The organism is Pedobacter steynii (genome assembly GCF_001721645.1).
Lineage (GTDB): Bacteria > Bacteroidota > Bacteroidia > Sphingobacteriales > Sphingobacteriaceae > Pedobacter > Pedobacter steynii_A.
In genome coordinates this window covers 6,014,627-6,040,579 of the sequence record NZ_CP017141.1, presented here as the reverse complement: position 1 = coordinate 6,040,579, position 25,953 = coordinate 6,014,627, and the positions used below count along the sequence as shown (strand labels likewise).

At 43.4% G+C, this 25,953-nt stretch carries 20 protein-coding genes and 1 tRNA gene; 12 read left to right on the top strand and 9 right to left on the bottom strand.

Annotation, left to right across the window (positions count from 1 at the left end):
- The first annotated feature begins 13 nt into the window (after positions 1 to 13).
- The 3 genes from BFS30_RS25075 to BFS30_RS25065 are packed head-to-tail and all read left to right on the top strand — an operon-like array spanning position 14 to position 3,463.
- Entirely contained in the window at positions 14 to 856 is an 843-nt protein-coding gene (locus BFS30_RS25075) for a DUF4843 domain-containing protein (RefSeq protein ID WP_167353198.1), read from the top strand.
- 22 nt (positions 857 to 878) lie between these two features.
- On the top strand, positions 879 to 2,300 hold the full coding sequence (locus BFS30_RS25070) for a PKD-like family lipoprotein (protein ID WP_167353197.1): 1,422 nt from the start codon (positions 879 to 881) through the stop codon (positions 2,298 to 2,300).
- A gap of 23 nt (positions 2,301 to 2,323) precedes the next feature.
- Complete coding sequence (locus tag BFS30_RS25065) at positions 2,324 to 3,463, top strand: TlpA disulfide reductase family protein (RefSeq protein WP_069381803.1); 1,140 nt, start codon at positions 2,324 to 2,326, stop codon at positions 3,461 to 3,463.
- Between the two features lie 247 nt (positions 3,464 to 3,710).
- On the opposite strand, the gene BFS30_RS25060 is transcribed toward BFS30_RS25065, so the two are convergent.
- The gene (locus BFS30_RS25060) at positions 3,711 to 4,391 is read right to left on the bottom strand and encodes a flavin reductase family protein (protein ID WP_069381802.1); all 681 of its coding nucleotides are present in this window, start codon (positions 4,389 to 4,391) and stop codon (positions 3,711 to 3,713) included.
- Between the two features lie 190 nt (positions 4,392 to 4,581).
- Positions 4,582 to 4,654: transfer RNA gene (locus BFS30_RS25055), tRNA-Lys, on the bottom strand.
- A 431-nt stretch (positions 4,655 to 5,085) separates the two neighbouring features.
- Here BFS30_RS25055 and BFS30_RS25045 point away from each other — a divergent pair.
- The 6 genes from BFS30_RS25045 (at position 5,086) to BFS30_RS25020 (ending at position 10,873) form a co-directional block, all read left to right on the top strand.
- Positions 5,086 to 6,648: a glycerol-3-phosphate dehydrogenase/oxidase gene (locus BFS30_RS25045; protein WP_069382664.1), complete on the top strand. Its 1,563-nt coding sequence runs from the start codon at positions 5,086 to 5,088 to the stop codon at positions 6,646 to 6,648.
- Positions 6,649 to 6,699: 51 nt separating this feature from the next.
- Complete coding sequence (gene glpK / locus BFS30_RS25040) at positions 6,700 to 8,202, top strand: glycerol kinase GlpK (protein WP_069381800.1); 1,503 nt, start codon at positions 6,700 to 6,702, stop codon at positions 8,200 to 8,202.
- A gap of 135 nt (positions 8,203 to 8,337) precedes the next feature.
- Positions 8,338 to 9,066 (top strand): MIP/aquaporin family protein, encoded by a 729-nt coding sequence (locus BFS30_RS25035; protein ID WP_069381799.1) that lies wholly within the window; start codon positions 8,338 to 8,340, stop codon positions 9,064 to 9,066.
- 70 nt (positions 9,067 to 9,136) lie between these two features.
- Positions 9,137 to 9,910: a hypothetical protein gene (locus tag BFS30_RS25030; RefSeq protein ID WP_208603009.1), complete on the top strand. Its 774-nt coding sequence runs from the start codon at positions 9,137 to 9,139 to the stop codon at positions 9,908 to 9,910.
- Positions 9,911 to 10,069: 159 nt separating this feature from the next.
- Positions 10,070 to 10,381, top strand: coding sequence for a hypothetical protein (locus BFS30_RS25025; RefSeq protein WP_069381797.1), 312 nt, complete (start codon positions 10,070 to 10,072; stop codon positions 10,379 to 10,381).
- Between the two features lie 54 nt (positions 10,382 to 10,435).
- Positions 10,436 to 10,873 carry a tail fiber domain-containing protein gene (locus BFS30_RS25020; protein ID WP_069381796.1) on the top strand — a complete coding sequence of 146 codons (438 nt, stop codon included), beginning with the start codon at positions 10,436 to 10,438 and terminating at the stop codon, positions 10,871 to 10,873.
- 49 nt (positions 10,874 to 10,922) lie between these two features.
- Here the strand turns inward: BFS30_RS25020 and BFS30_RS25015 are convergent, their stop codons facing one another.
- The 4 genes from BFS30_RS25015 to BFS30_RS25000 form a co-directional block, all read right to left on the bottom strand.
- Positions 10,923 to 11,954, bottom strand: a complete 1,032-nt coding sequence (locus BFS30_RS25015) for an adenylate/guanylate cyclase domain-containing protein (RefSeq protein ID WP_069381795.1) — start codon at positions 11,952 to 11,954, stop codon at positions 10,923 to 10,925.
- A 96-nt stretch (positions 11,955 to 12,050) separates the two neighbouring features.
- On the bottom strand, positions 12,051 to 13,007 hold the full coding sequence (locus BFS30_RS25010) for an XAC2610-related protein (RefSeq protein WP_069381794.1): 957 nt from the start codon (positions 13,005 to 13,007) through the stop codon (positions 12,051 to 12,053).
- Positions 13,008 to 13,102: 95 nt separating this feature from the next.
- A complete protein-coding gene (locus BFS30_RS25005; protein WP_167353196.1) occupies positions 13,103 to 16,600 on the bottom strand; it encodes an ABC transporter permease/M1 family aminopeptidase in 3,498 nt (1,165 codons plus the stop codon).
- Between the two features lie 5 nt (positions 16,601 to 16,605).
- Positions 16,606 to 17,508, bottom strand: a complete 903-nt coding sequence (locus tag BFS30_RS25000; RefSeq protein ID WP_069381792.1) for an ABC transporter ATP-binding protein — start codon at positions 17,506 to 17,508, stop codon at positions 16,606 to 16,608.
- 208 nt (positions 17,509 to 17,716) lie between these two features.
- Here BFS30_RS25000 and BFS30_RS27625 point away from each other — a divergent pair, with 208 nt between their 5' ends.
- Both BFS30_RS27625 and BFS30_RS24990 read left to right on the top strand, forming a co-directional pair.
- A complete protein-coding gene (locus tag BFS30_RS27625; RefSeq protein WP_083252233.1) occupies positions 17,717 to 19,210 on the top strand; it encodes a sensor histidine kinase in 1,494 nt (497 codons plus the stop codon).
- A complete protein-coding gene (locus tag BFS30_RS24990) occupies positions 19,207 to 19,932 on the top strand; it encodes a LytR/AlgR family response regulator transcription factor (protein WP_069381791.1) in 726 nt (241 codons plus the stop codon). The genes BFS30_RS27625 and BFS30_RS24990 overlap by 4 nt, the downstream gene beginning before the upstream one ends.
- A 13-nt stretch (positions 19,933 to 19,945) precedes the next feature.
- Here the strand turns inward: BFS30_RS24990 and BFS30_RS24985 are convergent, their stop codons facing one another.
- Positions 19,946 to 20,542: a DUF922 domain-containing protein gene (locus BFS30_RS24985; protein ID WP_069381790.1), complete on the bottom strand. Its 597-nt coding sequence runs from the start codon at positions 20,540 to 20,542 to the stop codon at positions 19,946 to 19,948.
- 116 nt (positions 20,543 to 20,658) lie between these two features.
- On the opposite strand from BFS30_RS24985, the gene BFS30_RS24980 reads away from it, so the two are divergent.
- On the top strand, positions 20,659 to 22,650 hold the full coding sequence (locus BFS30_RS24980) for a hypothetical protein (protein ID WP_157263050.1): 1,992 nt from the start codon (positions 20,659 to 20,661) through the stop codon (positions 22,648 to 22,650).
- 21 nt (positions 22,651 to 22,671) lie between these two features.
- On the opposite strand, the gene BFS30_RS24975 is transcribed toward BFS30_RS24980, so the two are convergent.
- Positions 22,672 to 23,286, bottom strand: a complete 615-nt coding sequence (locus tag BFS30_RS24975; protein WP_069381788.1) for a hypothetical protein — start codon at positions 23,284 to 23,286, stop codon at positions 22,672 to 22,674.
- Positions 23,287 to 23,310: 24 nt separating this feature from the next.
- Positions 23,311 to 25,935, bottom strand: a complete 2,625-nt coding sequence (locus tag BFS30_RS24970; RefSeq protein ID WP_069382662.1) for an MGH1-like glycoside hydrolase domain-containing protein — start codon at positions 25,933 to 25,935, stop codon at positions 23,311 to 23,313.
- Between the last annotated feature and the right edge of the window lie 18 nt (positions 25,936 to 25,953).

Sequence of the window (25,953 nt, the reverse complement as noted above, 5' to 3'; positions counted from 1 at the left end):
AGAGATGATGAAAATGAACCTATTTTACGTTTTTATACTGGGCACATTGCTATTTGCCTGTAAAAAAAGCGATATATCCACCTATGAATCCGCCGATAATATTTACTTAAATTATTACGATAATACAGGTGTTTTTGACACTGCAGCAGTTACTTATTCCTTTTCTACCAGTCCGGGGTTGGCAAAAGATACCGTTTGGGTGCCGGTTGTGGTTTCAGGCAAACGACTAAACCGTGACAGGCAGTTTATTTTGAGGGTTGTAGATACGGCAACGACCGCAGAAAAGGATAAACACTATGAACCACTAAAACCTTTTTACGTTATGCCTGCAGATTCCGGAAAAATAAAAGTTCCGGTGATCATCAAAAATATCGACCAGGATTTAACCAGTAAGTCTGTAGCCTTAACCTTTATGCTGACCGGAAGTGCTGATTTTAAACCCGATTTGCCGGTTAAGCTACGTACCAAAAAAATAGTTTATTCCAATAGACTGGAAATGCCTTCCTGGTGGATGTTCTGGCAGGGACAACTCGGACAATACAGTAGGGTAACCCATCAATTGTTCCTGATTTCCGGTGGAAAAAATCTGGTCAATCCAACATTGCCAAATGCATACCTGGAGATCCCCAGAACATTGTATTATCTGGAAAATGTAAGGTTGTTTGTTAAGGATCCCTTTACCTGGATCAGCAGAAATCCACAGTCGGGATATGTCCTTACCAAGCGTAAAGATGGAACTGAGGATTATGATTTCTACCATACCGCATCACCGGAAATCAAATTTTATGTAAAGTTCTTTCCTCAGGTAAACGGCTATTTCTTTATCAATGAGGCTGGTAAACAGATCATCATGTAGTTCAGACATTAAAAAAAAGATCATGAATTTTAAATATATATTTATACTGGCCATCACAGTCCTATTTTATACCTCCTGTAAAAAGGACCTGGGGAACTATTCCTATTCCCCTCCTTCGGTGCCTGTTGTAGAAGGGGTTAAGGATGTTAACTTTCCGGCACTTACCGGCGATACACTGGTGATAAAACCGAAAGTGAGTCTGGACGGAGCGGATCCGCTGAAAGACCTCAATTTTGAATGGAGAATATTTGTACTGGAGGAACTGAAGGAAATCGTTTATACCGGTTATCCCTTAAAAATGCTTTATGGATTAGGTCCAGGCGAAAGAGCGGGTACCCTGGTGGTTACAGATAAAAGAAATGGCCTTATTTATAAGTTCAAGTTTAAGGTAACCGGCACCACACAATTTTCTACAGGTTCGGTGGTATTGAGCAATGATGGCGGCGTTACAAAATTGTCATTCGTAAAGCCAGACCATACCGTATTGCCAAATATCTATCAAAACCTTAACAACCTATCTCTAGGTGGGAATCCGGTGCAGTTGTACTATTCAAAACCACTGCCTTATCAGCTACTGAGCAAGGAAGAATACTGGGTATTATGTAATGATGAGGTTAAGGGAAGTACCATAGTCGACGCCAATACGTTGCTGCACAAAGATAATTTCAAATCGCAGTTCTTTTTGCCACCAGCCTCGGTTTCCCCGGGATATATAGAGCCGGTGATGGGTACGATATCAAACGGGGTCATCAACAATAAATTATACATCGGTATCGCAAGTACTGCACCATTTGCACCTGATTATGGGAAATTTGCGAATGAGCAGAATGGCGATTATCAATTGTCCAGCTTTTTTACGCATGGCAGCTCATTTTATTTTGGTTTCGATAAGAAAGCAAAAGCATTTGTGATTTTTGGTGGAGATGGGAGCTACCTCGGGACCACTTATCTGGTAAAGGAGACCAGTATATTTAACCCTAAATCCATTGGCCTGCAAAACCTGATTTTTATGAAAGCAGGCGAGTCGGGCACTTCTTACGCTTATTTTAAGGAGGCAGACGGGAATACCTATGAATTGAAGTTCAGCTACAAACTCACCGGCAAGGATAAGGAAATTATTCCTGAGCATAAACGTGTCTTTAAGGGGTCATCATCAGTAAATGCGGACTCAAAATGGGTGCGTAACAACCTGAATGTATTCTATTTCTCCTCAAATGATAAAATATGGCGGTATAATCCGGTAAATGAAAGTCTGACGGAGCTTGAGGCCAGTTTTGGCGGTAAAAAGGTGACGATGTTAAAAATAAGTGCAGATGGAAATACCCTTTCTGCAGGCGTAAATGGATTTGTATACACGCTTGATGTCACCGTGGGTAAAAATGGCAACATCACCAAAACGATAAGTGGCATTCCCGGTGAACCGATTGATTTAGTCATCAGATAAAAACGATAAACACATAGAAGACAATGAAAATAAAACTATTGATAATTGCTGCATTAGCACCCTTTGTTGCAGCAGCACAGACACCTAACTTTACCATTACCGGAAAAATTGGCAACCTTAATGCACCAGCAAAGGTCTATCTTGACTACAGCTCAGAAGGAGAGGGGAAATCGGACTCTGCGACCTTGGTAAACGGGACATTTAAATTTACAGGGAATATAAAGGGAATCGCTTCTTCCAGAATGACACTTTCGCGCGAAGGGATCAGAGATAAGGAAATTTATGCCAGCGGTACCGGAGATGTAATTTATATGAACTTCGGCAAGGAAAACATCCATATCAGTTCTCCGGACTCTTTGTATAATGCAAAATGGACGGGATCAAAAGTATATGAGGAGATGAAAGCATTCGAAAAGGAGGTGGGGCCAACAGTGATGACGGTGCATCATAATGCCAATGTGTTGCTGAAAAAGGCTACACCTGAACAGCAAAAAGACACTGCTTATTTCCAAATTCTTGATAAACAGGTGAAGGCCTTAAGGGTTTCGCGTGGACAAAAGATGTTGCTGTTCGCGAAAAATAATCCAGGTTCTTATTTTGCGTTGCAGGCCTTGTCTGAATCTGTAAGTGGATATGGCGTAAAGTCAGACATCGCATTGCCTTTATTTAATGGCCTCACTGAGCCATTGAGGTTATCTTATACTGGTCAGGGTCTTTATAAAATTCTAAATGCCACTACCATAACTGCGCTGGGTTCAAAAGCCCCTGATTTTACACAAAAGGATGTAAATGGTAAATCTGTGTCGCTATCAGATTTTAAAGGAAAGTATGTATTGGTGGAGTTTTGGGCGAGTTGGTGTTCTCCTTGTCGCGCAGAAAGTCCTAATTTGTCGAAACAATATGCGGCATATAAAGATAAAGGATTTGAGATCCTTGGTGTTTCTGTAGATCATGATAAGGCTAAATGGATCGAGGCCATTAAAAAAGATGGATTAACCTGGCCTCAGGTCTCCGACCTTAAAGGTTGGGAAAGCGACGCAAGAAAGGTGTATGGCATATCAGGTGTGCCGGCTAATTTTTTGATCGCGCCGGACGGTAAAATTATTGGCAGTCACTTGATGGGTGAAGTGCTCAATAAAAAACTGGCTGAGTTGATGAAATAGATACCATACGCTGTCAATACATACTGCCCGGACAATCGTTTAATCATCGTTTAATCCGATTGCCGGGCAAGTATATGATCTTTTAAAAACCGCTAATGACCGTTATTGAAAGTTTTAATTATAAGCTCTTTATGTTTTAAATATTTGATACTGGGCTTCTACAACCGATGTATTGAAGCCGTGTGCTGCTTTTAATTTGCTATCTCCAGCAGAATTGATAAAAGAATAACCATTTGCTTTCAGATATTCAGGATTCAGTTTTTGTGAGATTTTTTGCCCGCTCAACATCAGGACTACGATATAAATCCTCAGATATAGATGACAGGGTAGAAACATGTACCTGTTCACCAAGACCATAAAATTGTTGAAAGCTCATTATAAGCGGTCTCCATTTATTTGGATCAACCCGATTTGGATTTCTATCCATTAGAATTAATTCATCAAGATAAACACGTTGAATGCGTAGCTCAATAGTAATCAGGCGCCCACGCTGTTGCTCATCATCTTCTCCAATTCCATGAAAGTTCTCCATTACAGCTTCCATTTGCACCGGACATTCTGCCACTCTAGGTGGATTAACTGTTTCGGATGGTACAGGTGTAAGTTGAGCACGGTCAAATTTATCAGCCTCATAGACGTAGCCTTTCTGTATTTTGCCTGGCGGAACGGGAAAAGCACCTGTGGTTAGTGCTAAGCGATTGACGGCAGGTGCCTGATGAATAGAAGGGAGGTTTAGAACGCATTCGCCAGTACGACGAATATTTTCAGTAGTTTTTGAGAAAGTCGAAATGCCTATTATAGCACGCCAACCGAGCCAGAAAATAGATGAAATAGGTGCGATGTTATATGTCCCATCAGGGTTAGTGGTGGTGATTAGCACTACAGGAGTGCCGAAATAAAGAATTGAGGGTTCGCTTAACTGATGCATATGGATATTTGTTTATAACCAAATCTACCATAATAGTATACTGTACAGAATCCGATTCTTGCGGTATTAAAGGTGACCTCTGAGGTGCTAATTTGGTATTGATCCCTGAATAGGGAGTGTGGACCTTTGGCAAACGCTTGCAACGAAAAAACGCTCCTAAATTATCTTTAGAAGCGTTTTTGTTTGACGGTGATCCCGCTGGGATTCGAACCCAGGACCACTACATTAAAAGTGTAATGCTCTACCAGCTGAGCTACGGAATCTTCTTCGTTGTTTTGAAGAGCGGCAAAGATAGGATTTTAAAATTAAGTTGCCAATCTAATTGTGTTAATTTTTAAGTTTTTTCTGTTAAATCCGCTAATTCATTGAAATACAGCTAAAATGTTTTTGCATTATAGGCTAAAACATCACTCTGTCTAATAAAATAGAAAAGCAAATTTCAAATACTTTCGTAAAGCCTTTATAAATAACCTTTGAATACGTGGTGTGGTTATTGCTGCAAAATAATCTGAATTATTCTGCTTAAACGTTCTTCTGCCTGCTTTTACAATTGTTTTTGCTGCTGCTGATTTCTTTAAAATTGGCAGCTTCGTAAAAAAACTTAGGAATAATTTGGAAATGAAAGTATAATAAGACAATTTTGTGAAAGTAAATGAAACTATTTGAAAGTTTCATTTTATTAAAAGCTGCTATTATGAATAGACTTCAATTGATACAGAATTTAGCTGCCGGTACCCAATGGGATGTAATCATCATTGGTGGCGGGGCTACGGGTTTAGGTATTGCGATGGATGCGGCCACACGTGGTTACAAAACTTTACTGGTAGAGCAGGCGGATTATGCGAAAGGAACTTCCAGTAAGGCGACGAAACTGGTGCATGGTGGTGTTCGTTATATGGCACAAGGGGATCTTGGTCTGGTTCGTGAGGCTTGTCATGAGAGAGGTTTGTTGTTGAAAAATGCGCCTCACCTGACAAAAAATGAAACCTTTGTGATCCCGAACTATTCCTGGTTCAACAATGTGAAGTATACCATCGGATTGAAGTTTTATGATCTTCTGGCCGGCAAGCTAAGTCTTGGCGCTTCGAAATACATCAGCAAAAAGAAAACCATTGAAGCTTTGCCTTCTATCAGACAGGAAGGTTTAAAAGGAGGGGTGGTGTATCATGATGGTCAGTTTGACGATTCCCGTCTCGCGCTGAACATTGCGCAGACTGCCATTGAAAACGGTGCAACGGTACTGAACTATATGAAGGTGGAAGGTTTGCTGAAAGATGATAAAAAGAAAGTAAACGGTATTAAAGTGAAAGATATAGAAACCGGTAACAGCTATGAGGCGATCGGAAAGATCGTAATCAATGCGACCGGAGTCTATGTAGATAATATCCTGAAAATGGATAAACCGGAAGCGCCACATCTGGTGCGTCCGAGTCAGGGGGTGCACATTACGCTGGACCGTTCCTTTATGGGCGGCGAAAATGCGCTGATGATCCCGGAGACTGACGATGGAAGGGTGCTTTTTGCGGTACCATGGCACAATAAACTGATTGTAGGAACTACCGATACTTTGGTCGATCATGCGGAACTGGAGCCCAGAGCTTTGGAAACAGAGATTGAATTTATCCTTTCTACTGCAGGAAAATACCTGGTAAAAAAACCAATGCGCTCGGATGTATTAGCAGTGTTTGCAGGTCTACGTCCATTGGCGGCTCCGAAAGCGGAGGGGGCTAAAACAAAAGAAATCTCCAGAAGTCATAAAATCATTGTTTCGGATTCCGGAATGATTACGATTACGGGAGGGAAATGGACTACTTTCAGAAGGATGGCACAGGATACACTGGACAAAGCCATTGAAAAGAACTTTTTACCGGCTAAGAAATGTGTGACGGAAGAACTGCATATTCATGGTTATGTGCCAGAGCCTGATCGTGCGGATCCTTTGCATTTTTACGGCGCTGACATCGCAGGAGTACAAAAACTGATCAATGAAAATCCGGCTTTGCAGGAAAGATTGGTGCCGGAATATCCATATACCAAAGCCATGGTGGTATGGGCGGTGAGAAATGAATTTGCCCGCAGGGTAGAGGATGTGGTAGGCCGTCGTTTCCGTTTGTTGTTCCTGGATGTACATGCCGCTCTGGCCGCTGCTCCGGCAGTTGCAGAAATAATAGCGGAAGAACTGAAGCTGGACCAGGCCTGGGTAACACAGGAGCTGCAGGACTTCAGCACATTGGCTAAGACCTATACACTCGTTTAGTCTTTTGATATTAACCATATAAATTTTATACCTAATTAAACCTTATATATTATGAATCCAGACCAAAAATTCATACTCGCTCTAGATCAGGGCACGACGAGCTCTCGCGCAATTATCTTTAACCACGATGGGGAGGTTGTTGCGGTAGCGCAAAAGCCATTTGAACAGATCTTTCCTAAACCGGGATGGGTGGAGCATGATGCAAATGAAATCTGGTACTCACAGTCGTCTGTAGCGGCAGAGGTAATCGCTAAATCGGATTTAAACGGCTTAAACATTGCGGCAATTGGAATTACGAATCAACGGGAAACTACGATTGTATGGGATAAAGAGACGGGAATTCCGGTTTATAATGCGATTGTATGGCAGGATAGAAGAACGGCAAAATACTGTGACGAGCTGAAAGAAAAAGGATGGTCGGATAAGATTAAGGAAAAAACAGGATTGGTGATTGATGCTTATTTCTCCGGAACTAAGGTGAAATGGATCCTGGATAATGTGAAAGGTGCAAGAGAAAGGGCGGAAAACGGAGAACTTTGTTTCGGTACGGTAGACAGCTGGCTGGTTTGGAAATTTACCCGGGGCGCGATGCACATTACAGATGTGTCTAATGCAAGCCGGACGCTGATGTTCAATATCCATACGATGGAATGGGATAAGGAATTGCTGGAACTACTGACCATTCCAGAAAGTATGCTTCCTGAAGTGAAACAAAGTTCAGAAATCTACGGAGATACAGTAACCACCCTTTTCGCCTCTAAAATCCCGATTGCCGGAATCGCCGGTGACCAGCAGGCGGCACTATTCGGACAGATGTGTGTGGATGCGGGGATGACTAAAAATACTTATGGTACAGGGTGTTTTATGCTGATGAATACTGGACATAAACCTGTGCTTTCTAAAAATAACCTGCTGACGACCGTAGCCTGGAAGATTGATGGCAAAGTAACTTATGCGCTGGAAGGTAGTGTTTTTGTAGGCGGTGCGGCGATTCAATGGTTGCGTGATGGCCTGGGCATTATCCGGACTTCGGCAGAAAGTGAAAAGCTGGCTGCTTCGGTAGAGGACAATGGCGGGGTTTATTTTGTACCGGCGCTAACTGGTTTAGGTGCGCCTTACTGGGATCAGTATGCCCGCGGTGCGATCTTCGGAATTACCAGAGGAACAACTTCAGCACATATTGCCCGTGCAGCATTGGAAGGGATTGCTTTCCAGGTGCAGGATCTGCTGAAAAGTATGGAATCGGATTCGGGAAAGAAATCTACAGAACTTCGGGTAGACGGTGGTGCGGTAGAAAATAATGCCCTGATGCAATTCCAGGCGGATATTTTCGGAAGCAATGTGATCCGTCCTAAAGTATTGGAAACGACTGCGCTTGGTGCAGCTTACCTGGCCGGACTAGCAGTAGGTTACTGGAAAAGTGTGGATGAGATCAAGAAACAATGGGCGGTAGAAAAGAAGTTTGAACCGGAGATGGAAAAAGACAAATCGGAAAACCTGCTTCATTACTGGAAAAAAGCGGTGGAAAGATCGAGAAACTGGTCGGAAGAATAGCGAAAAGAACCCTTTAAATTTTAATCATCATGTCCTGCTCTTAGGCAGGGAGCTGAGGTTGTTTTGAACCTTTCCTCCCTGCGGAGGAACACTATTGCCAAAAAAATTCAATCATAACAACCAAAAACAAACACTATGACACCATTTATTGCAGAAATGATTGGTACTATGCTGCTCATCTTATTGGGCGATGGCGTGGTAGCCAATGTGGTCTTAAAAGACACAAAAGGAAATAACGGAGGCTGGATCGTGATCACGACTGCCTGGGCACTGGCTGTATTTGTTGGGGTCGTGGTGGCCGGACCGTATAGCGGGGCACACCTGAACCCTGCGGTAACAGTGGCGCTGGCCATTAGCGGTGCTTTCCCATGGACAGCAGTTCCGGGATATATTGTCGCCCAGTTTTTAGGGGCAATGATGGGAGCTTTTCTGGTATGGCTTACGCATAAAGATCATTTTGACCGTACAGAAGATGCGGGCGCTAAAATGGCGGTGTTCTGCACTGGACCGGCGATCAGAAACTACGGCATCAATTTTATCTGTGAAGTGGTGGGAACTTTTGTGCTGGTATACACTATTTTTCACATTACCGGAGCGGAGATTACCGCTACGAAACAGATAGTAGGGCTGGGCTCTGTAGGCGCCCTGCCTGTGGCATTATTGGTCTGGGTGATCGGCCTTTCGCTGGGTGGAACTACAGGGTATGCGATTAATCCGGCAAGAGACCTTGGACCAAGGATCATGCACCTGCTGCTTCCGATCAAAAACAAAGCTGGCAATGACTGGGCTTATGCCTGGATCCCGGTTGTGGGACCGCTTACTGGTGCTGCACTGGCCGCATTCCTGCACCTGATGCTGAAATAGCACCATGCTAACCATCATGATCAGATCGTGATGACTTTATCTTCTGAAAAACAAAAATAAACCTATGAACATGTTAAAGAATAGTGGGGTAGCCATTGCTTTGCTGTTACTGTCCGGTTTGAGCCTTCGGGCACAGGATAGTACCGCCCTGAATCAAAGCACAAAAACAATTAAACAATACAAACCTTTTGATGCCAATCTGCAGCTTCGGAGTTTATACATCTGGAGGGGGTTTAAAGTGTCGGACGCGCCGATATCTGATGTGGACCTGCATTATAAATCTAAGGATGGAAGCTTTCAGGCAGGATTCTGGGGAGGGGCGAGCCTGAACGGGAATTATAAGGAGTTTGATTATTATATGAGTTATACGAAGAAAGGTTTTACGCTGAGTGTATGGGACATCAACAATTTCAGCGATTTCCCGAATGCAAACCTGTTTAACTATAAAAAAGGAACGACATCCCATTTTATTGATGTGGGACTGGCTTATCAGTTTGATTTTAAGCTGCCGCTAACACTGAGCTGGAATACAATTGTAGCGGGAAGAGATACTTATGTAAAGGGTAATGGAAAGCTGGGCAATGCCTATTCAAACTACGTACAGCTGGATCAGTTACTCTGGAAGGATGAGGAAAACAGTAGTCTGCACGTATTTGTGGGTGGTGGTTTTGCTTTTGGCAGAGAGAAGAATTTTTATGGAAACCGTCCGAATGTGGTGAATACGGGGCTTACTTATAATAAGGACCTGGTGTTGTTTAACTATCACCTGCCGGTTTCTGCAACGGCGATGTTTAGTCCGGAGCATAAAACCGGTACTTTACAGCTGGTTGCAAACATCTTTTAATCTATTGGTTAAAATAATTCAGAAGGGTTCAGGATGGGGTACGGCCTCATTCTGAACCCTTTTTTTATGTTTGAATTTTGAAAATGTTTTAGCTTAAGATTGTAAAAATGGAGGAAGTATGACTAACTTTCTGGAGTATTTTTGCAAATTTGAGCGCTTATGATTAAAAAAGTAACGGGCCTGCTGATCTTGATCTCTTTCCTCCTGGTAAAGAGCGGTTCGCTGTATGCGCTTACTTTTAATCCTCATACTACTGTCGTACATAGCACCGATGCCCAGGAAGAAGATGTTCCTGATGAAGATCAGAAGCGTGGTGCAACGATAGAAAGCCTGGATGAAGAATATATCGCACCTCTTGCCGCAGCTGATTTTGCGCAGCGCCTATTAAAGGGCTATCCTCTTTTTGCCTTTCCGGATACGGTAAAGGTCTATATTTCCCTGAGTAATCCGCCTCCGGACGACCGCCTGTAAGTTAGGGCATCAAACATCAGAATTAAAGCATTTACCAAGTTAAATTAAATAAATATGAAATATCCTTTAGTATTTAAGGGTTCTGTATTGGGACTTTTATTGAGCGCCTGTGCAGTAACAGCAAACGCACAGAAAATTGAAGAACAGGAGTTAAAAGTGAATATTGACAAGATTGCGAATTCCACGCAGCAGTTAAAAAAGCTGGAGCCTGTGACTTTCAAATACGATACGAAAAAATACAATTACCTTAAATTGCCAGCTGGTCAGCAGTACGGTTTTTTAGCGAGTAACATCCAGCCTGAGTTTCCGGCAATGGTATATGAAAGCGCCAAAAGCTATCCTGCAGGAAAAAGCGATTCAAAAATTGCCAGGTATAATGAAGTGCAGACAGAGAACCTGATTCCGGTACTCGTTGCGGCAATTAAAGAACAACAAGCAGAAATTGAGCTGTTGAAGAAGGAAGTGAGCCTCCTGAAGGAGAAGTCCAAATAGTTTTTTTTAGTTTTAGTACATCAGAAAAGGCCGCCTTCGGGTGGCTTTTTTAGTGGATAGGTGCCAGGGCAACGAGCATCATTTCTTTTTCTTTACCTCTCAGTTTGATGGAGCCCAGGGTTTGCAGAGTGTAATTGCTGGTGATGCCGAGTTCGGTGATGAGGTCAGCAGAGGCAATGATTTCCTGGTTAAACTCTTTACAGAGGCTTTGGATCCTGGAAGTGGTATTGAGCACATCGCCGGAATAGGTGATGTCTCTTTTGATAATCCCGACCTCGCCGGCGATAACCTGACCACAATGGATTCCGGCTTTGAATGCCGGGACTACACCATAGCGCTTCATATATTTTTCGCGGAGGTTGTGGATCTGTGTTTTGATGTCGAAAAAGCAATTGATGCATTTGCCGTTTTGAATGCCATCTTCATATTTCCAGGCCACGACCACCTCGTCGCCCACGTATTGATAGATTTCTCCTTTATTGTCGATAATGGGGTTGGTGATGTCGCTGAAGAAGTCTTTGAGCAATTCGTGGTATTTCTGATCGCCTAGCTTTTCGGCAATGGTGGTAGATGAATTGATATCGAGGAACATGAAGATCCTGCGTTCTTCTTTTGGGGTATTGTATTTTCCGCGGATGATGTCCCAGAAGATGCCATGTCCGAATTTACTGTTGATCTGAATTAAGAACTGGGTGATGGCCACGATGATGGACCATACGAGTCCGTTTTTGGCCATCCGGAGCAAGTCTGGAATGCCGAGCAGACTTAACACAATATTGATGAGGATAATGATCAGAATGAAAGAAACGGTTACTGCAATGACGGTATAAGCGTAAGACTTATCCTGGTATCTGACATTGATATAGAAGACCAGAAAACTGCCACCCAGTAAAGCTCCGATTAGTCCGGCACCCATATTGATGGCGAGGGCCACTGGAAAGGAATAGTCGGGAGCAGGGCCCTGGGCACTATGGGTACGCAATACGAGGTGATCGTACACAGCGATGATAAAACCGATAGCCATCCATGAAATCACGATGATGACAAGTTGTTTTATTTTGAACTGCATTCTTCTGTTCATTGCCCTTAAATGTGTTTCCTTTATGTTTGGTTTTAGGCCTGGTCTGGCCAATTAATTTAAATTTACATAAAGACGGGGAAAGAACAAGCGTAATTATTAACCCTTGCTTTTGTAGGATTTGACTTTTACAGATTTGTTGCCGATAATCCGGTACTCTTCGTAATGTGTTTGGTCATCATTCTCAAAAATACTTTCTGTTTTGATCAGGTAGATCTTGTTGTTGAGCCATTTGAAGGTATGGGTGGATTCGTTTCCGCTGCCATCTGCATAATCTTTGAGGACGAGTTTCTTTTTGGCATCAAAACTCAGTACGCCCAGCTCCTCAAGCTGAGGGTTGCGGATGTATTTCTTTTGAACAGGGTGGTAGAGGAAATAGAGATAGGCGATATCACCCTTGGTCTGTTCGGGCAGGTAGGTTTGGATTTTTAAGTCGGGCAGGCCGTCGAAGTTCAGGTCTTCGAGTTCTACTTCTGCTTTTCTTTCGTAAATGAATTCGTCAAAACCGGTTAAGGATTGAATTAAAACTCCTTTCTCATTATAGATGTCCAGGCCCTTTATCTTGTCGATTTTCCAGTTGGGATAGCTGACCGTTGATTTGTTAATGGTGTACTGCTGGAATTTGTATTTGTTTTTTAAAGGGTTATAGCTGCGGTTGTTTTCCAGGCAGTTTAAGGAGACGTTCAGTTTCTTGTCGCCTTTAACATTGGTCCAGATGCCTTTTAGTCCCCAGTCTGCGCTCATTTGTAAGCTGAACTGACCGGATATGGTGGTGATGAGTTTATTGTTTTTGACCTGAAAGGTGCTTTCTGTGAGGTCAAGGATGTTGTTCTTTAAGGTGCCTTTGAGGTCAATATAACGGTTGCTGCCGCTTTTGACGTAATAATAGCTCCCTGCAACAGAATCGTTTTCAGCATAACTGCTGATGGTTATTTCTATCGGGTATTGATCAATTTTCCCGCTGAAATGGCGGATGGTAGCGGTGCTGGATTTTTGCGCTTTACCGGAAAAGGTAAAGGAGATTAATGTCAGGGATAGGGCTAAAAATGTTCTCATGGGCTATAAAGCCCGAAAGTTAGCCAAATTGTTTTGCTTTTTAATGCGCGTTTAATAACCGCGCCCCGGCTTATGACAGGTCCGGGGCACGATTTTTATTTAAACACCTCTTTGTTGTCTGCCTGATTTTCATCTAATACATAGCCATAAGGATCGATTGCCGCTGAAACAGGTTTCTTGTTCAGGATAATGCTGATCTGGTTGTCGTTTTTGAGGAAATGGTGTTTCTGCAGGTAGTAAGGTTTGGATTGCGTATCAAAAAGGGCAATGTCAAAGTCATCATTGATGGCTAAGGCTTTGGTTTTGCCATTTTGCAGCTCGTTCTTCCCGATGTTGAGCTGTAGCTGAACCTGGTATTGCCCCTTGTTTAGTGCTTTGCAGCCTAATATTTTGATTTTTAGCGCATAAGTAATTACTTTCTTTAGCTGTTCGTCAATCAACCTGATCTGATCCGGGGAAGCATCCTGATACAATTCCTGCAGGAAGTCTTTTGCGAAGGCCTTGCTTTTTCCAGCGCCATGTTTGCTCAGTAACCTGCGCAAAGCAGCGTTTACCTGATCTTCTCCGATCGCTTCACGAATGGCATACAGGCTGAGTCCTCCTTTTTGGTAGTGTACAAAAGCCTGATCAATGGTTTCTGCCACAGGTAATTCCTCGTTGTAATTATAGCGCATGTTGAAGTAAAGCTCGTTGTCTGCTTTCAGGTACGTACTCAGCCTTGCCTTTCCGGATCGTTTTTCGACCACCACTGCTTCCGTATATTTTGCCAGTGATTCGGTAAGGAAAGCAGCGCCCGGGCCATAGACTGGAGACAGTGCATTTGCCCACCATTGGTGTGCGGTTTCATGAACCGTTGTGGCATAGGTATAATTTACTTTGGTCTGGTCCCGGAAATCACTCAGAAAGATGAGTTGCTCTGCTCCGAACAACACACCCGGATAAGCTGTAGCTGCACCGCGGTACTGCGGGATTTCAGCAAAACTGAGCTGCTTTAAAGGATAAGCGCTGTAGTTTTGGTTGCCATAGCTGAGAGCATCCTTCATGCCCTGAAGAATTGCAGGGACATTATATTCATGCCCGGCCTGATAAAATACATTCAGGGCAATCCCCTTAAATTGTTCTGTCTTTTGGGTATAGCATGCTGAACTTAAAGCCAGCATGAAGTTGATCGGAGCTGCTGTTTTGTAATGAAAATAGTTTCTGCGGCCTTTGGTCCATCGCTGTACCAGCGTTCCCGGACTTACGACGTATTGATCGGCAAGGGTCGAAATTGTATTCTCGTAATCGACCAGATGGTATTGCCGATCTGGAATTCGGGCCAGAGGTTTTTCCGAAAGTCCGGCTTTTTTCCTGGCAACCGCATCATCCGTTTCATTCCCGCTGTTATAACCAAAGGAAGGAAGGTATTTTTCCAGTTCGATATAGCTGCCGTTGCTTACCACAGAATTTTCATCGTTGAAAGGCGTAAAGCCCGAACGGATCACCTCCATAGAAAACCGCATGGTCATGCTGGCTCCTGGCAATATCGGCTGCTTTAAAGCAAACAGGTATTGGTCAAATTCGGCATCATGCAATAGCTTTTCTGAACCCGGGATGTCAATCTCCGCAGTGCTGACCTCCTGGTCAATATTTACCCAGATCTTTGAAATCGGGCTTCCCGTTTCATTTTTCAGGATGTAACTGCCCTTTACCCGGTATTTTTGTTCTTCAGGATAAAGGTCTGTTTGTGTTTTTATGGATTTGATCATAGGCTGTGGAAGACTGTCCACGGCCTTGTATTTCTTTTCATAGCGCAATTGCCAGTTTTCCTGGGTCAGCATGTTTTTATACTTGCCCAGGACATTGGTCTGGTAGTAGATGTAAGCCCCTGAACCCACCCAAAGGATCAAACTGAGCAGGAGCAGGAATGTGCCCGTTTTGTTCCAGCCTTTTACAATAGATTTGAAACGTTCCCTAAAGCTGTGTTTCCGGTAGTTCTGCCAGATACAAATGCTGAGCAGGGAAAGGATAGCAGCAAATGCTGTCCAGTAAATCATATACCAGTTAAAAGCATAGGTATGATGTCCATAGCCGGTCAGATAGGAGTAATCCAGTCGTGGTACGGAAGCATAACGAAGTAGGTAATGTTCTATGCCGATGTTTCTGCTGAAGCTGATCAGCCCGGCAATAAAGAGGTTGAGCATCATGCCCAGATATTTGTTGGGGATTAGTGTCTGGATAAATACAGCTAGCAATGCAAATAAAAACAAGGGATAACCGGTATAATAATACAGAGACAGATAAGCCGGCAGGTCTATGTTGAAATTACCATTGAAGAGTTGTGTGGTGACGCCAATACCAATATTAAGACTGATCAGGGCCAGGATCATCAGGCCCAGGGTCATGGCTTTGGAAGCCCAGAAGATCAGGTTGGGAGCAGGGCTGCTGTAGACCAGCGACTGTATGTTTACTGTTCTTTCCCTGCAAATGAGTTCTGCGGTATAAAATATGATCAGCAATAGGGCGGGACGTATGCTGAGCAGCTGTCCGATAATGACTTCCGTAGCCGGATAGGTATTGATGTCATAGAAGCCGCTGAAAAGCCGGTCTTTGATCTCCACACCCATCAGAAAAGCCCAGATCAGCAGCATCAGGTAAAAGGGAAGGTGCTTGAACACTGCAGCGGTTTCCAGCTTCAGTTGCTGGCAGAATGAGGCCAGGTGATAGCTTTTTCCTGTAGTCTGCACTTTGTATTTTCTGTACCATTCTTTTTTAGAGGTATTTTCCTGTTTTACCGCTTTCTCCGTTTTAGACGCAATAGATGCCCGGAAATTAAAGAATCGGTAGCTGATGGCCAGTAGCAACAGGGCAAATCCGGTCCATGCCAGGCGATTTAACAGGAAATCTCCTTCTAATCCGAATACCTGTTCATTACGCTGAAGGATGGTCCAGGAGCGCGTTTCCCTGAAATATGGGGCAAGACCAAAAGGATCGGCTAAAAGTGTCAGGAGATCAGGCTCTGTGAGTTTTAGAGCTGAATTGGCGATTAAAGGGGAGTTGCCGAGAATCGAAGCCAGCAGGTACAATACATAAAGTAAAACCCCGCAGACATAAATGATCTTTACATTTCTGCTCAGGATGGCAGCAGTAAACAAAATACTGCTGATCAGAAATACTGTTGGCAGGCCCATGATCAATAATGGCTGAATGAAGTAAGCCGGTTTAAAAGGCCCCAGTTGTTCCGCTTCCTGAAACAGAGCGCCGGTAAACAGTCCCAGTACTGCCAGTGCCAGGATGATAAATACGGCAAGTACCAGTCCTGAGAGCCTTACCGTAAAATAAGGCAGGCGTTTGATACCTGTGGTAAATAACAGGGAATCCATTTTATAGGTGCTGTCTCTCAGCACGACATTGGCGCAAAACAGAGTGCTTACAAAAATAGAGAATAAGGCCAGCAGGCCCACCATAGTACTGATTACATAAGGTGCGTTTTTATGGATTTCATCGCTCCCGAAGCCGGCCTTTGTGGATAGGATTCCCATTGCAAAAAAAAGCACTGCAGCAATCTTAAAGGTGATCTGGCTAAAGTGATACTTTAACTCAAACCAAAGCATATCTTTTAACATGAAATGCCTTCCTTTCCCGGATTCTGTGTCCCGAATAACGCGGAGAAATAAACGTCTTCCATACCTGGATAGAAAGGCTCAAAGCCACTGTCCGGACAACTTTCTGCCAGCACGTGAACTTGAGTTTTGCCGGTCAGACTGCGGGTGGAGATGATGTTTAAGGTAGACTGGTAAACTTTTAACACTTCTCTGGATACCGTTTTGCGCCATACTTTTCCTTTTAAGGTTTCGGTCAGATCTGCTGGTTTTCCCTGAAGGATTACTTTGCCCTGTGCCATGACCGCCATTTCCGGGCAGAGGTCTTTCACATCTTCTACAATGTGTGTAGACAGCAAAACCACTACCTGTTCACCAATCTCGCTCAGCAGGTCATGAAAGCGGTTCCGCTCCTGCGGATCCAGTCCGGCGGTAGGTTCATCGACAATGATCAGCTGGGGATTGCCAAGTAATGCCTGGGCAATGCCGAAACGTTGCCTCATTCCTCCGGAAAAAGTACTTACTGCCTGTTTGCGGACCTCGTATAAATTGGTTTGTTGTAATAAGGCCATCACTTGCTGGGTTCTTTCCCGTTTGTTAATCAGCCCTTTTAGCAGCGCCAGGTGATCCAGGAGTGCTTCCGCAGAAATCCGGGGATAAACCCCGAAATCCTGTGGCAGGTATCCCAGCTGACTGCGCAGTTCCTGAGGATGCCGGTGAATGTCGACTCCGGAAAATAAGACCTGCCCGCTGTCTGGTTGCTGCAAGGTGGCCAGTGTTCTCATTAAAGAAGATTTACCTGCTCCATTCGGGCCCAGAAGTCCGAAGAGACCATTAGAAATGTTAAGGGAAACCTGATCTAAAGCTTTGATGCCTTTGTTATAGCTCTTGCTGAGCCCGATGATTTGCAATCTGTACATAAATGTGGTTTGAATGAATTGGATGCAAATTAGCTGCGGTAAAAACAGGATTCAATTATAAATGAGGAAGGAGGTCAGTGGCGTGACGAACGACTGGTATTTCCTGATATCCGCATTATTTTACCTTCATCACTAAAATCGTGACGTTTGTCATTAAGATTTGCTGGTCCGCTATTTTCAACTTTCCTTTATACTTCTTTAATAGGTTATGGTTAAGTTATCAGTTAAGCAGGACGCATTCGCCAGGTATCAGGAATTCATATTTTTTATAGGCCTGGTGTTGTGGATTGCCATTTTTTACAATCTGGAAGAAGCTGACTCCAGCTGGAATAGCTATTTTAAAGGCGTTGTTATCTTTAGTCTGGCTCAGTTGCCGGCGCTGGTTTTTGCCTGGTATAAGCCGGTGCTTAAAGCGGATTTGTCTAAAAAGCAGTATATCTGGTGCTGGCTGATTTGTTTCTGTTTGCTTTTGCCTGCCGCCACCAGTGTTTTAATCTGGCTGAAACCCTGGGGCATTTTTGAAGGGGCGATATTTATGACCGGCCTGTTCAGTTTGATACTTGAAGTTTTACTAGAGGTAAACCGATATTATCAGCTTCAGGTAAAGCATGTCAGGTGGTTAAAAAGGTTGGACCTGGATGGGGCCATTTTGATTAGCCTGGTGTTGGTTTCGGTGATTCTGGCGGCCATGGGTGTTTCCTCTCTTGAAAAGCCGGAGTACCTGAAAAACGGTTACCTCCTGATTTATTTTGAACTGAACTTCCGGCTGATCTTTAGTAATTTCGGAACATTTCTGAGCTTTAGCATTCAGTTTATGCTGATGTATTTATGCGGTTACCTGTTCTTTTATATCAATAGCCGTTATTTGGTTTCAAAGGTATTGAAAAATCAGGGCAGGGTCATCTATGTGCTCAGTGTATTGGCAACGGTAGGCATTTTATATCCACTGATCGGACAGTTTTTAATCAGCCTGCCCATCAACAGCATTATGGGGGGAATCATTTCCAGCAATCCCTTTAAAATGGAGAATGCCTTTTCTGCGATGGGGATTATGGTGATCAGTCTGCCGATCGTACTGGCGCTGCAATGGGCAAGACAAAACAGCCAGATCATCTCTCTGGAAAAGGAAAAGACACAGACCGAACTGGACCTGCTGAGGCAGCAGCTCAATCCGCATTTCTTTTTTAATACCTTAAACAATCTGTATGCCCTGAGCCTGCAGCAATCTAAAGATGCACCGGAAAGCATTCTCCGGTTGTCGGAACTGATGCGTTATGTGATTTACAGAGGAAAGGAAGACTGGGTGGGTATCGGAGAAGAACTAAAATATATTCAGGATTATATTCAGCTGCAACAGCTCCGTTTAAGGAAGAAGCTGAACTTAAATTTCTTGGTGGATATCGATGATGAAAACCAGCCTATTGCACCCTTATTACTCATCATCTTTGTAGAAAATGCCTTTAAGCATGGAATAGAGCCCGCAGAAGAAGCGGCGGAATTGAACCTGCTGCTGAAGTGTAAGGAGGGGCTGCTTTATTTTAGCTGTGAGAATTCATTTGAACTACAGCCGGAAAAAGCCTCGGGAATTGGTTTGATTAACCTGAAAAGAAGGCTGGCTTTACTGTATCCTGATCGTCATGTGCTGAAAACAGAGATAAATAGTTCTATTTTTAAGGCAGAATTACACCTGAACCTGTTATGAGCCTGCGCTGTTTAATTGTTGATGATGAACCTCTGGCACATGAGGTGATCCTGAAATACATTTCGGATGTTTCCTTTCTGGAGCTCAGCGGACAATGTTACCGGGCTACCGAAGCGCTGGAGTTTTTGAGCAGAAATGCGGTAGACCTGATCTTTCTTGATATCCGTATGCCCAAATTGAACGGGCTTGACTTTTTGAGAACTTTACAACAAAGGCCATTGATCATCATTACTTCCGCTTTTGAAGAACATGCTTTGGAGAGTTTTGACCTGGACGTTTGTGATTACTTGCTAAAGCCATTTCGTTTTGATCGCTTTTTGAAAGCCGCAAACCGGGCATTGGCAGAGCATAGCCTGAAAAATAATGCGCAGCCATTGGCTCAAAATCATGCGCCTGTGGCTGTTAATGAGGCCGAAGAGATTTATATTAAATCTGATAAGAAGTTTGTATTGCTTCGCCTGGACGCATTGTGTTACCTGGAGAGCCTGGGTAATTATGTGAAGGTTTGGCAGGAGCAGGGTTTTCTACTGACGCCAAGAACATTGAGTAGTTTTGAAAGTCAGCTGCCGGCAGAAAGCTTTGTGCGGATTCATAAATCCTATATCCTGAACAAAAAGTTTGTGCATTATATTGAAGGAAATACGATATACCTGAAAAATGGAACGCAGCTGCCATTGGGGAAAAACTATAAACAGGTATTGAAACAGCTGTTGCATAGCTAAGGATTTGTAATCCTTATTGGCTTAATCCCGGATTTTTAAGGAGTTCCTTTTTGAAGTATACATCCCATTTCTGCTGTTGTTCTGCATACTGACCATGTTCGGTCTCGATATCATAGGTTCTGTTTTTGCCGGCAAGTTCTTTCATCACCGCATCATAGATGACTTTTACCTCTTTTTTAAAATTGCCAATGCTGTAATTTTTCCTGGATAAGCGCTGGTAAAGGATTCTGCCGTAAATAACGGCCAGGTCTGAATGCCCCTGCTCGTGGTTTAACAATGCTTTTTTATCTGCATTGCCTAGGCTTTTTAGTTTACTGAGGTCGATGATCGTCTGCGAGCTGTCTAAAGTTACCCCAACTTCAAACTGAAGCGAAAGATGTTTTCCGTTTTGTGTAGCGCGGTATTTATGTCTGGTCTGGTGAGCGGTATAGGCAATATAGGGGCGGTTATTACTGTTGACTTTGCGAAATGAGTTCCAGTTTAAGGTGATGCGGTTCAGCTGGTTTTGCTGACTAAAAGCCGGGGCTGAATTTAAGATCAGAAGGAGCAGAGCAGCCCATCCGATCCCGGTCCATTTCAGGGCATAAAACTGTTTGAGGAGGAATCTCATATTTCACAAAGAAATAAAAAAAACCGGAGCTTTTGACCGCCTACTTTAGCTAATAAAGAATATTTGGCTAATTTGCTGTGCAATCCTTGTCGCTAATTGTGAAAGCATAATTTTTAATGATGAATTTTAGAAAATCTGTACGTTTTGGAGCCCTGTCTGTCTTATTCCTGTTGTGGTGTTCCCTTGCGCTGGCGCAGCCCTTATCTGTGACTGAAGTAAACCAGATCGCACAATCCCTGCAAGATCAGCAGTTGCTGAGTCAAAAAGGAAAGGATGAGCTGATCAGATTCTCGGAAAAGAAGCCTTTACAGGTTTATAAAAATATCAGCGAAAAAAATTATGGGGATGACCTTCCAGGCCGTAATATTTTTCCACCTGCTCATTTTGATACGCTTTTAAATAAAATAAAGGACTTTGAAAAGGGATATGAGCTTAAAGAACAGCGCTATCTGGCAGGTAATTTTCCAAACCGGTCTGATCTTTTCAATTTTATTCATGCTGCCGCTGCTTATTACCGGGATGAACAATCGGGTTCTGAGGCGACAAAAAAGCTGGCTGAAGGGTTTGGGGAATATTTTGGCCCGGCCATAAAACCACTTCTCAGTGATAGCACCGTTGAATTTAAGGTTTCTGCTTTTGAGGATACGGAGGTACAGCAGGAAGAACGGGTTAAACAGGCTAAACCCTATTTAATATGGCTGGATTTGTTTAAAAAAACGGGTTTGCTGGATGCTCAGGATATGCGGATGGAGCATTACTATGGAAATAACATTATTTCTTCTGTAAGCCATCGTAAAATGATGGATGATATCGGAAAACTGATCATTTATCATGATAAATTCCCTTATTATAAACAACAGCAGCTTGCTCTTTTGGATAGCCTTACTGCTACCGGCTTTATAGACCCGGCTGCACGAAAAAAATTGATTGATAACTATAGCCGGGCCACTCTTTTAAACATAAATGACCTGGCCTTGCATACGAAGAACTACCTGTCTTTTGATTATGAAAAGGAGATAGAACCGCTGGATTTTATCACCAGGGAGTATTATGGTCAGATTCCCACAGATAAGATAAAAAAGCTGTATGAATTGGTTTTGCAAAAAGCGGCGGCATTGCTGAATTTCCGCTATACAGACCTGGAAGTTCATGTGGTAAAAGACGAAATACAGGCAGAAGTTCCGGGCAACCGTCAGTTTTATATCTATGTAAAAATCAATGACATCCTATACAAAGAAATGATAAAAGAAAGGGATCTGGAAAGTTGGATTAATGCCCCTAATTTTCAATTTCTTAATCACTATCTGGAAGATCAGCTGGATCCGAGGCGTTTTTATTTTACCACTGCGGCTTTGTTCACGGGATATGAGGCTAATTATCCCAAAACGATATTCTTCACTTTATTGAAAGAGAAAGAAGCAGAATTGGTTAGAAACGTATATCTGGCCAGTAAATCAGATGTTTGTTACAATGGTAGTCCGGGCGATTACAGTTATGCGGTATGGGAATATTATGACCTCAACGAGCGCTTAACACGTACCAAGATTGCAGATGTTGTTGATTTTTTCCTGGCAGAACAAATCCTCAAAAAAACGGAAAAGAAAAGCAGAGAACAATTGGTTGCTGCCTGGAGGGAACGAAATCCGGTTTCTCTTTCCAATATGCTGTTGGAGCTTCCCAATGCCTTCACTTCGGGATTGAGCAACACCGTAGAAGGTTTTCTATACGATTTGAACACCAGATTAAAAGAACTTCAAACTACAGATCAGGACTACCTGACTGATTATGCCCATTCCCGCATTCCGGTTAATGGTCAGCCTGATCAGGAAAAGCTGGTGCTTACTTTTCAATGTGGTCAAAAGAAATATGAACTAGAGCTTGCAACGGAAGAGCAGGCCTGGGAGAATAACAAGCTGATTAATATCATTAATGAGGCCTTGACTGAGGCGAAGATTCCTTATGGAGTATACCCTTTGCCGGAAGACAGCAGTTATTTCCGTCAGGATTTACATGGTGATAACTATATTCTGATTGCTCCCGAGCAGGCGGCTAAGCTCATCAGTAAATATGGGGATCTGTTCAAAAAGAAATCAGACGGACAGGAGTAATGGCGGTTTTGAAAACCAGGTTTATAGCGCTTCCAGCTCCCTTTGAAGGTTCGATTTTGCCCTTTCTTCCAGTCGCTGGTAAAAATATTCCGTTTTGTAAATGCGGTCCATCTTTAAAAAATGCTGCAATACCTTTTTCCTTCCTGGATTGTAAATCAGGTCTGGATAAATAGAATATTCCTTTCTGATGGCCTGGGTGTAAGCGGAATAGGTATCCCAGTCCTGTCCTAAAACCGACAAATCAGCATCGGTAAAGTAATTGGTGTCTTCGTTGGTATCCGGGAGGTGTTTTTTGGTAGCCAGAATCTGCAGGCTGCATTGATGAATCCATGTGGCAGGGATACCGATGCTTTGCATTCTGGTTTCGGCAAGCTCAGCGCTTTTTTCTTCATTGTTGTCTTTAAGCGGATTGTAAACGATGTCGTGATAGTAGAGGCTGAATAGGACTACCTCCCAGTTTTTGATTCGGGCCTTAACTGCCGACAACTCATTTAGCAAATGCTCAAGGTGTGTTAAAGTATGGTAGTGCCTTTTCTTATCTGAATGTTTTACTTTAATTTCAGCCCACAATTCATTGATTATTAGTGTATTGTTTTGGTAAGGTTTCAGTAGTTCGATAAAGGTTTCTGCTAACATGCTATCCGCGTTTACTTTTTGGAATTAAGAAAAAATATCCTGATCAGAGACCAGAAGATTCGCGATTAATGCCGTCCATCCCGTTTGGTGAGCTGCGCCGAGCCCCTTGCCATTGTCGCCATGAAAATACTCGTTGAACAAGAGATAGTCTTTGAACTGTGGGTCTGTCTGCATTTTCTCGTCCGTTCCAAAACAGGCGCGTCTGCCGTTTGCATCCGGTTTAAATATGGCAATCAGTCGCTGGGAAAGTGCCAGTGCAATCTCTTTGAGCGACAGGAAGCTTCCGGAGCCCTTAGGATATTCTACTTTAAAATCATCACTGTAATAATCATGGAAGCGAAGCAGGCTTTGAATGATCAGAAAATTGACCGGCATCCATATCGGCCCCCGCCAGTTGCTGTTTCCACCAAACATTCCGCTATCGCTTTCTCCAGGGACATATTTTACCACAAACTCTTCCTTTTCTGTTGGAAATACATAAGGTTGCTGTTCATAGCTTTTAGAAAGGCTTCTGATTCCGTAATCACTTAAAAACTCTGCTTCATCCAGCATTCGGTTCAGGATTTGTTTCATCCGGTGACCGCGAAGCAGACTCAGTAAATGTTTATCATCCGTTCCTTTTTCAGTCCACCGGGAAACCAGAGAGGCCAGATCCTGACGGTGTTCCAGAAACCACTGCATTCTGGCTGCGAATTTTGGAAGTTTCTTTAAGGTTTCATCTTTAATCACTGCGACTGCAAACAGCGGGATAAGTCCCACCATGCTCCGGAGTTTCAGCTTAATAGAATGCGTATCATCCGTAGACAATTCATCATAGAAAAATCCATCTTCTTCATCCCATAGTCCCGTATCAGCAATTCCCATCATGTTCATGACCGCTCCTGCGATATATAGGAAATGTTCAAAGAATTTGGAGGCCATATCTTCGTAAACCTTATTGTGAACTGCCAGTTCCAGTGAGATTTGCATCATATTGAGGGCATACATGGCCATCCAACTCGTACCATCTGCCTGTTCTATGCGTACACCGGAAGGGAGTTTCGTATTGCGGTCAAACACTCCGATATTGTCTAAACCCAGAAAGCCTCCCGAAAAGATGTTACTTCCTTTATCATCCTTACGGTTTACCCACCAGGTAAAGTTGATCAGTAATTTCTGAAACACCGATTCCAGAAAAAACAGGTCGCCCTTACCATTGTTTTGTTGTTTGTCCATTTTATAGACCTCGAATGTTGCCCAGGCATGGACAGGAGGGTTGGTGTCATCAAAGTTCCACTCGTATGCAGGCAATTGCCCGTTCGGATGCATATACCATTCCTTGGTCAGTATGGAAAGCTGTTGTTTGGCAAAATCAGGATCTACCAGGGCCAGGCTAAGGCAATGAAAGCCGAGGTCCCAGGAAGCATACCATGGAAATTCCCATTTATCCGGCATGGAAATGATGTCTGCATTGTTGATGTGTTTCCAGTTCAGGTTGCGGGAAATCTGATGACCTGCTGGTGGCGGCATCCCGGCCGGATCGCCTTCCAGCCAGCGGCTCACGCTGTAATTGTAAAACTGCTTGTTCCAGAGCAATCCTGCTAAAGCCTGGCGATGGATCAATTGTTCTTCCGCCGACTTCATTTTCTTTTGCAGGTCCTGATAGAAAATATCTGTTTCTTTTTTGCGGAGATCAAAGCGCTCTTTAAAATCAGAAAAAGGCTTATTAAGCGAGCCTTTGCACAACCTGAATTGCAACACTGCCGATTCTCCGGCGGGGATATCCAGACGACAATAGGCGGCGACTTTAGTTCCTGTTCCAGTCGGATTGACCGCTTTCTTCATTTGATCGACCACATAGTCGTTGAAGGCATCTTTAAAGTATCTTTTGCCGTTATCATATTGGTACAGCCTGATGGTATTGCTTTCGTTCTCTGTAAACAACCATTCTGAAGGGCTTTCCGAATAGAAAAAATATTCCCCTAAGGTATGGTGGCGGACCGCAACTGCGGTGTCACTTATTTTGGAAATGGATAAATCTTTTTCGTGATGACCCCAGGACCACCTGTTCCGAAACCAGAGGGAGGGAAGCACCGTTAGTGGAGCGGGTTCCGTATGGCGGTTGTATGCGGTAATTTTAATCAGGATATCTTCCTGAGCCGATTTCGCGTATTCGATGAAAATATCAAAGTATTCATTGTTCTCAAAAATGCCTGTATCCATCAATTCAAATTCAGGATCTTCCTTGCTGCGACGGCGGTTCTCTTGAAGGAGCGTTTCGTAAGGAAAAGCCTGTTGAGGATATTTGTACAGCATTTTCATATAGGAATGACTGGGAGAGGAGTCCAGGTAATAAAAGAGCTCCTTTACATCTTCACCATGGTTTCCTTCCGTATTGCTGAGGCCATACAATACTTCTTTGAGGATGCTGTCCTTCCCATTCCAGAAGGAAGGGGCAAAACACAACAGCTGTTTATCGTCAGAAATGCCGCCAATACCTTCTTCTCCCCATCGCCAGGCCTTACTTCTCGCCATGTCGTGTGTGCTGTACTGCCAGGCATCACCATTGTCACTATAATCCTCTCTGACTGTTCCCCACTGACGATTGGAGACGTACGGTCCCCATTTTTTCCAACCTTCTGAAGTAATGCGTTTTGCTTCCTGACTCATCTGCATGATTAATTTGAT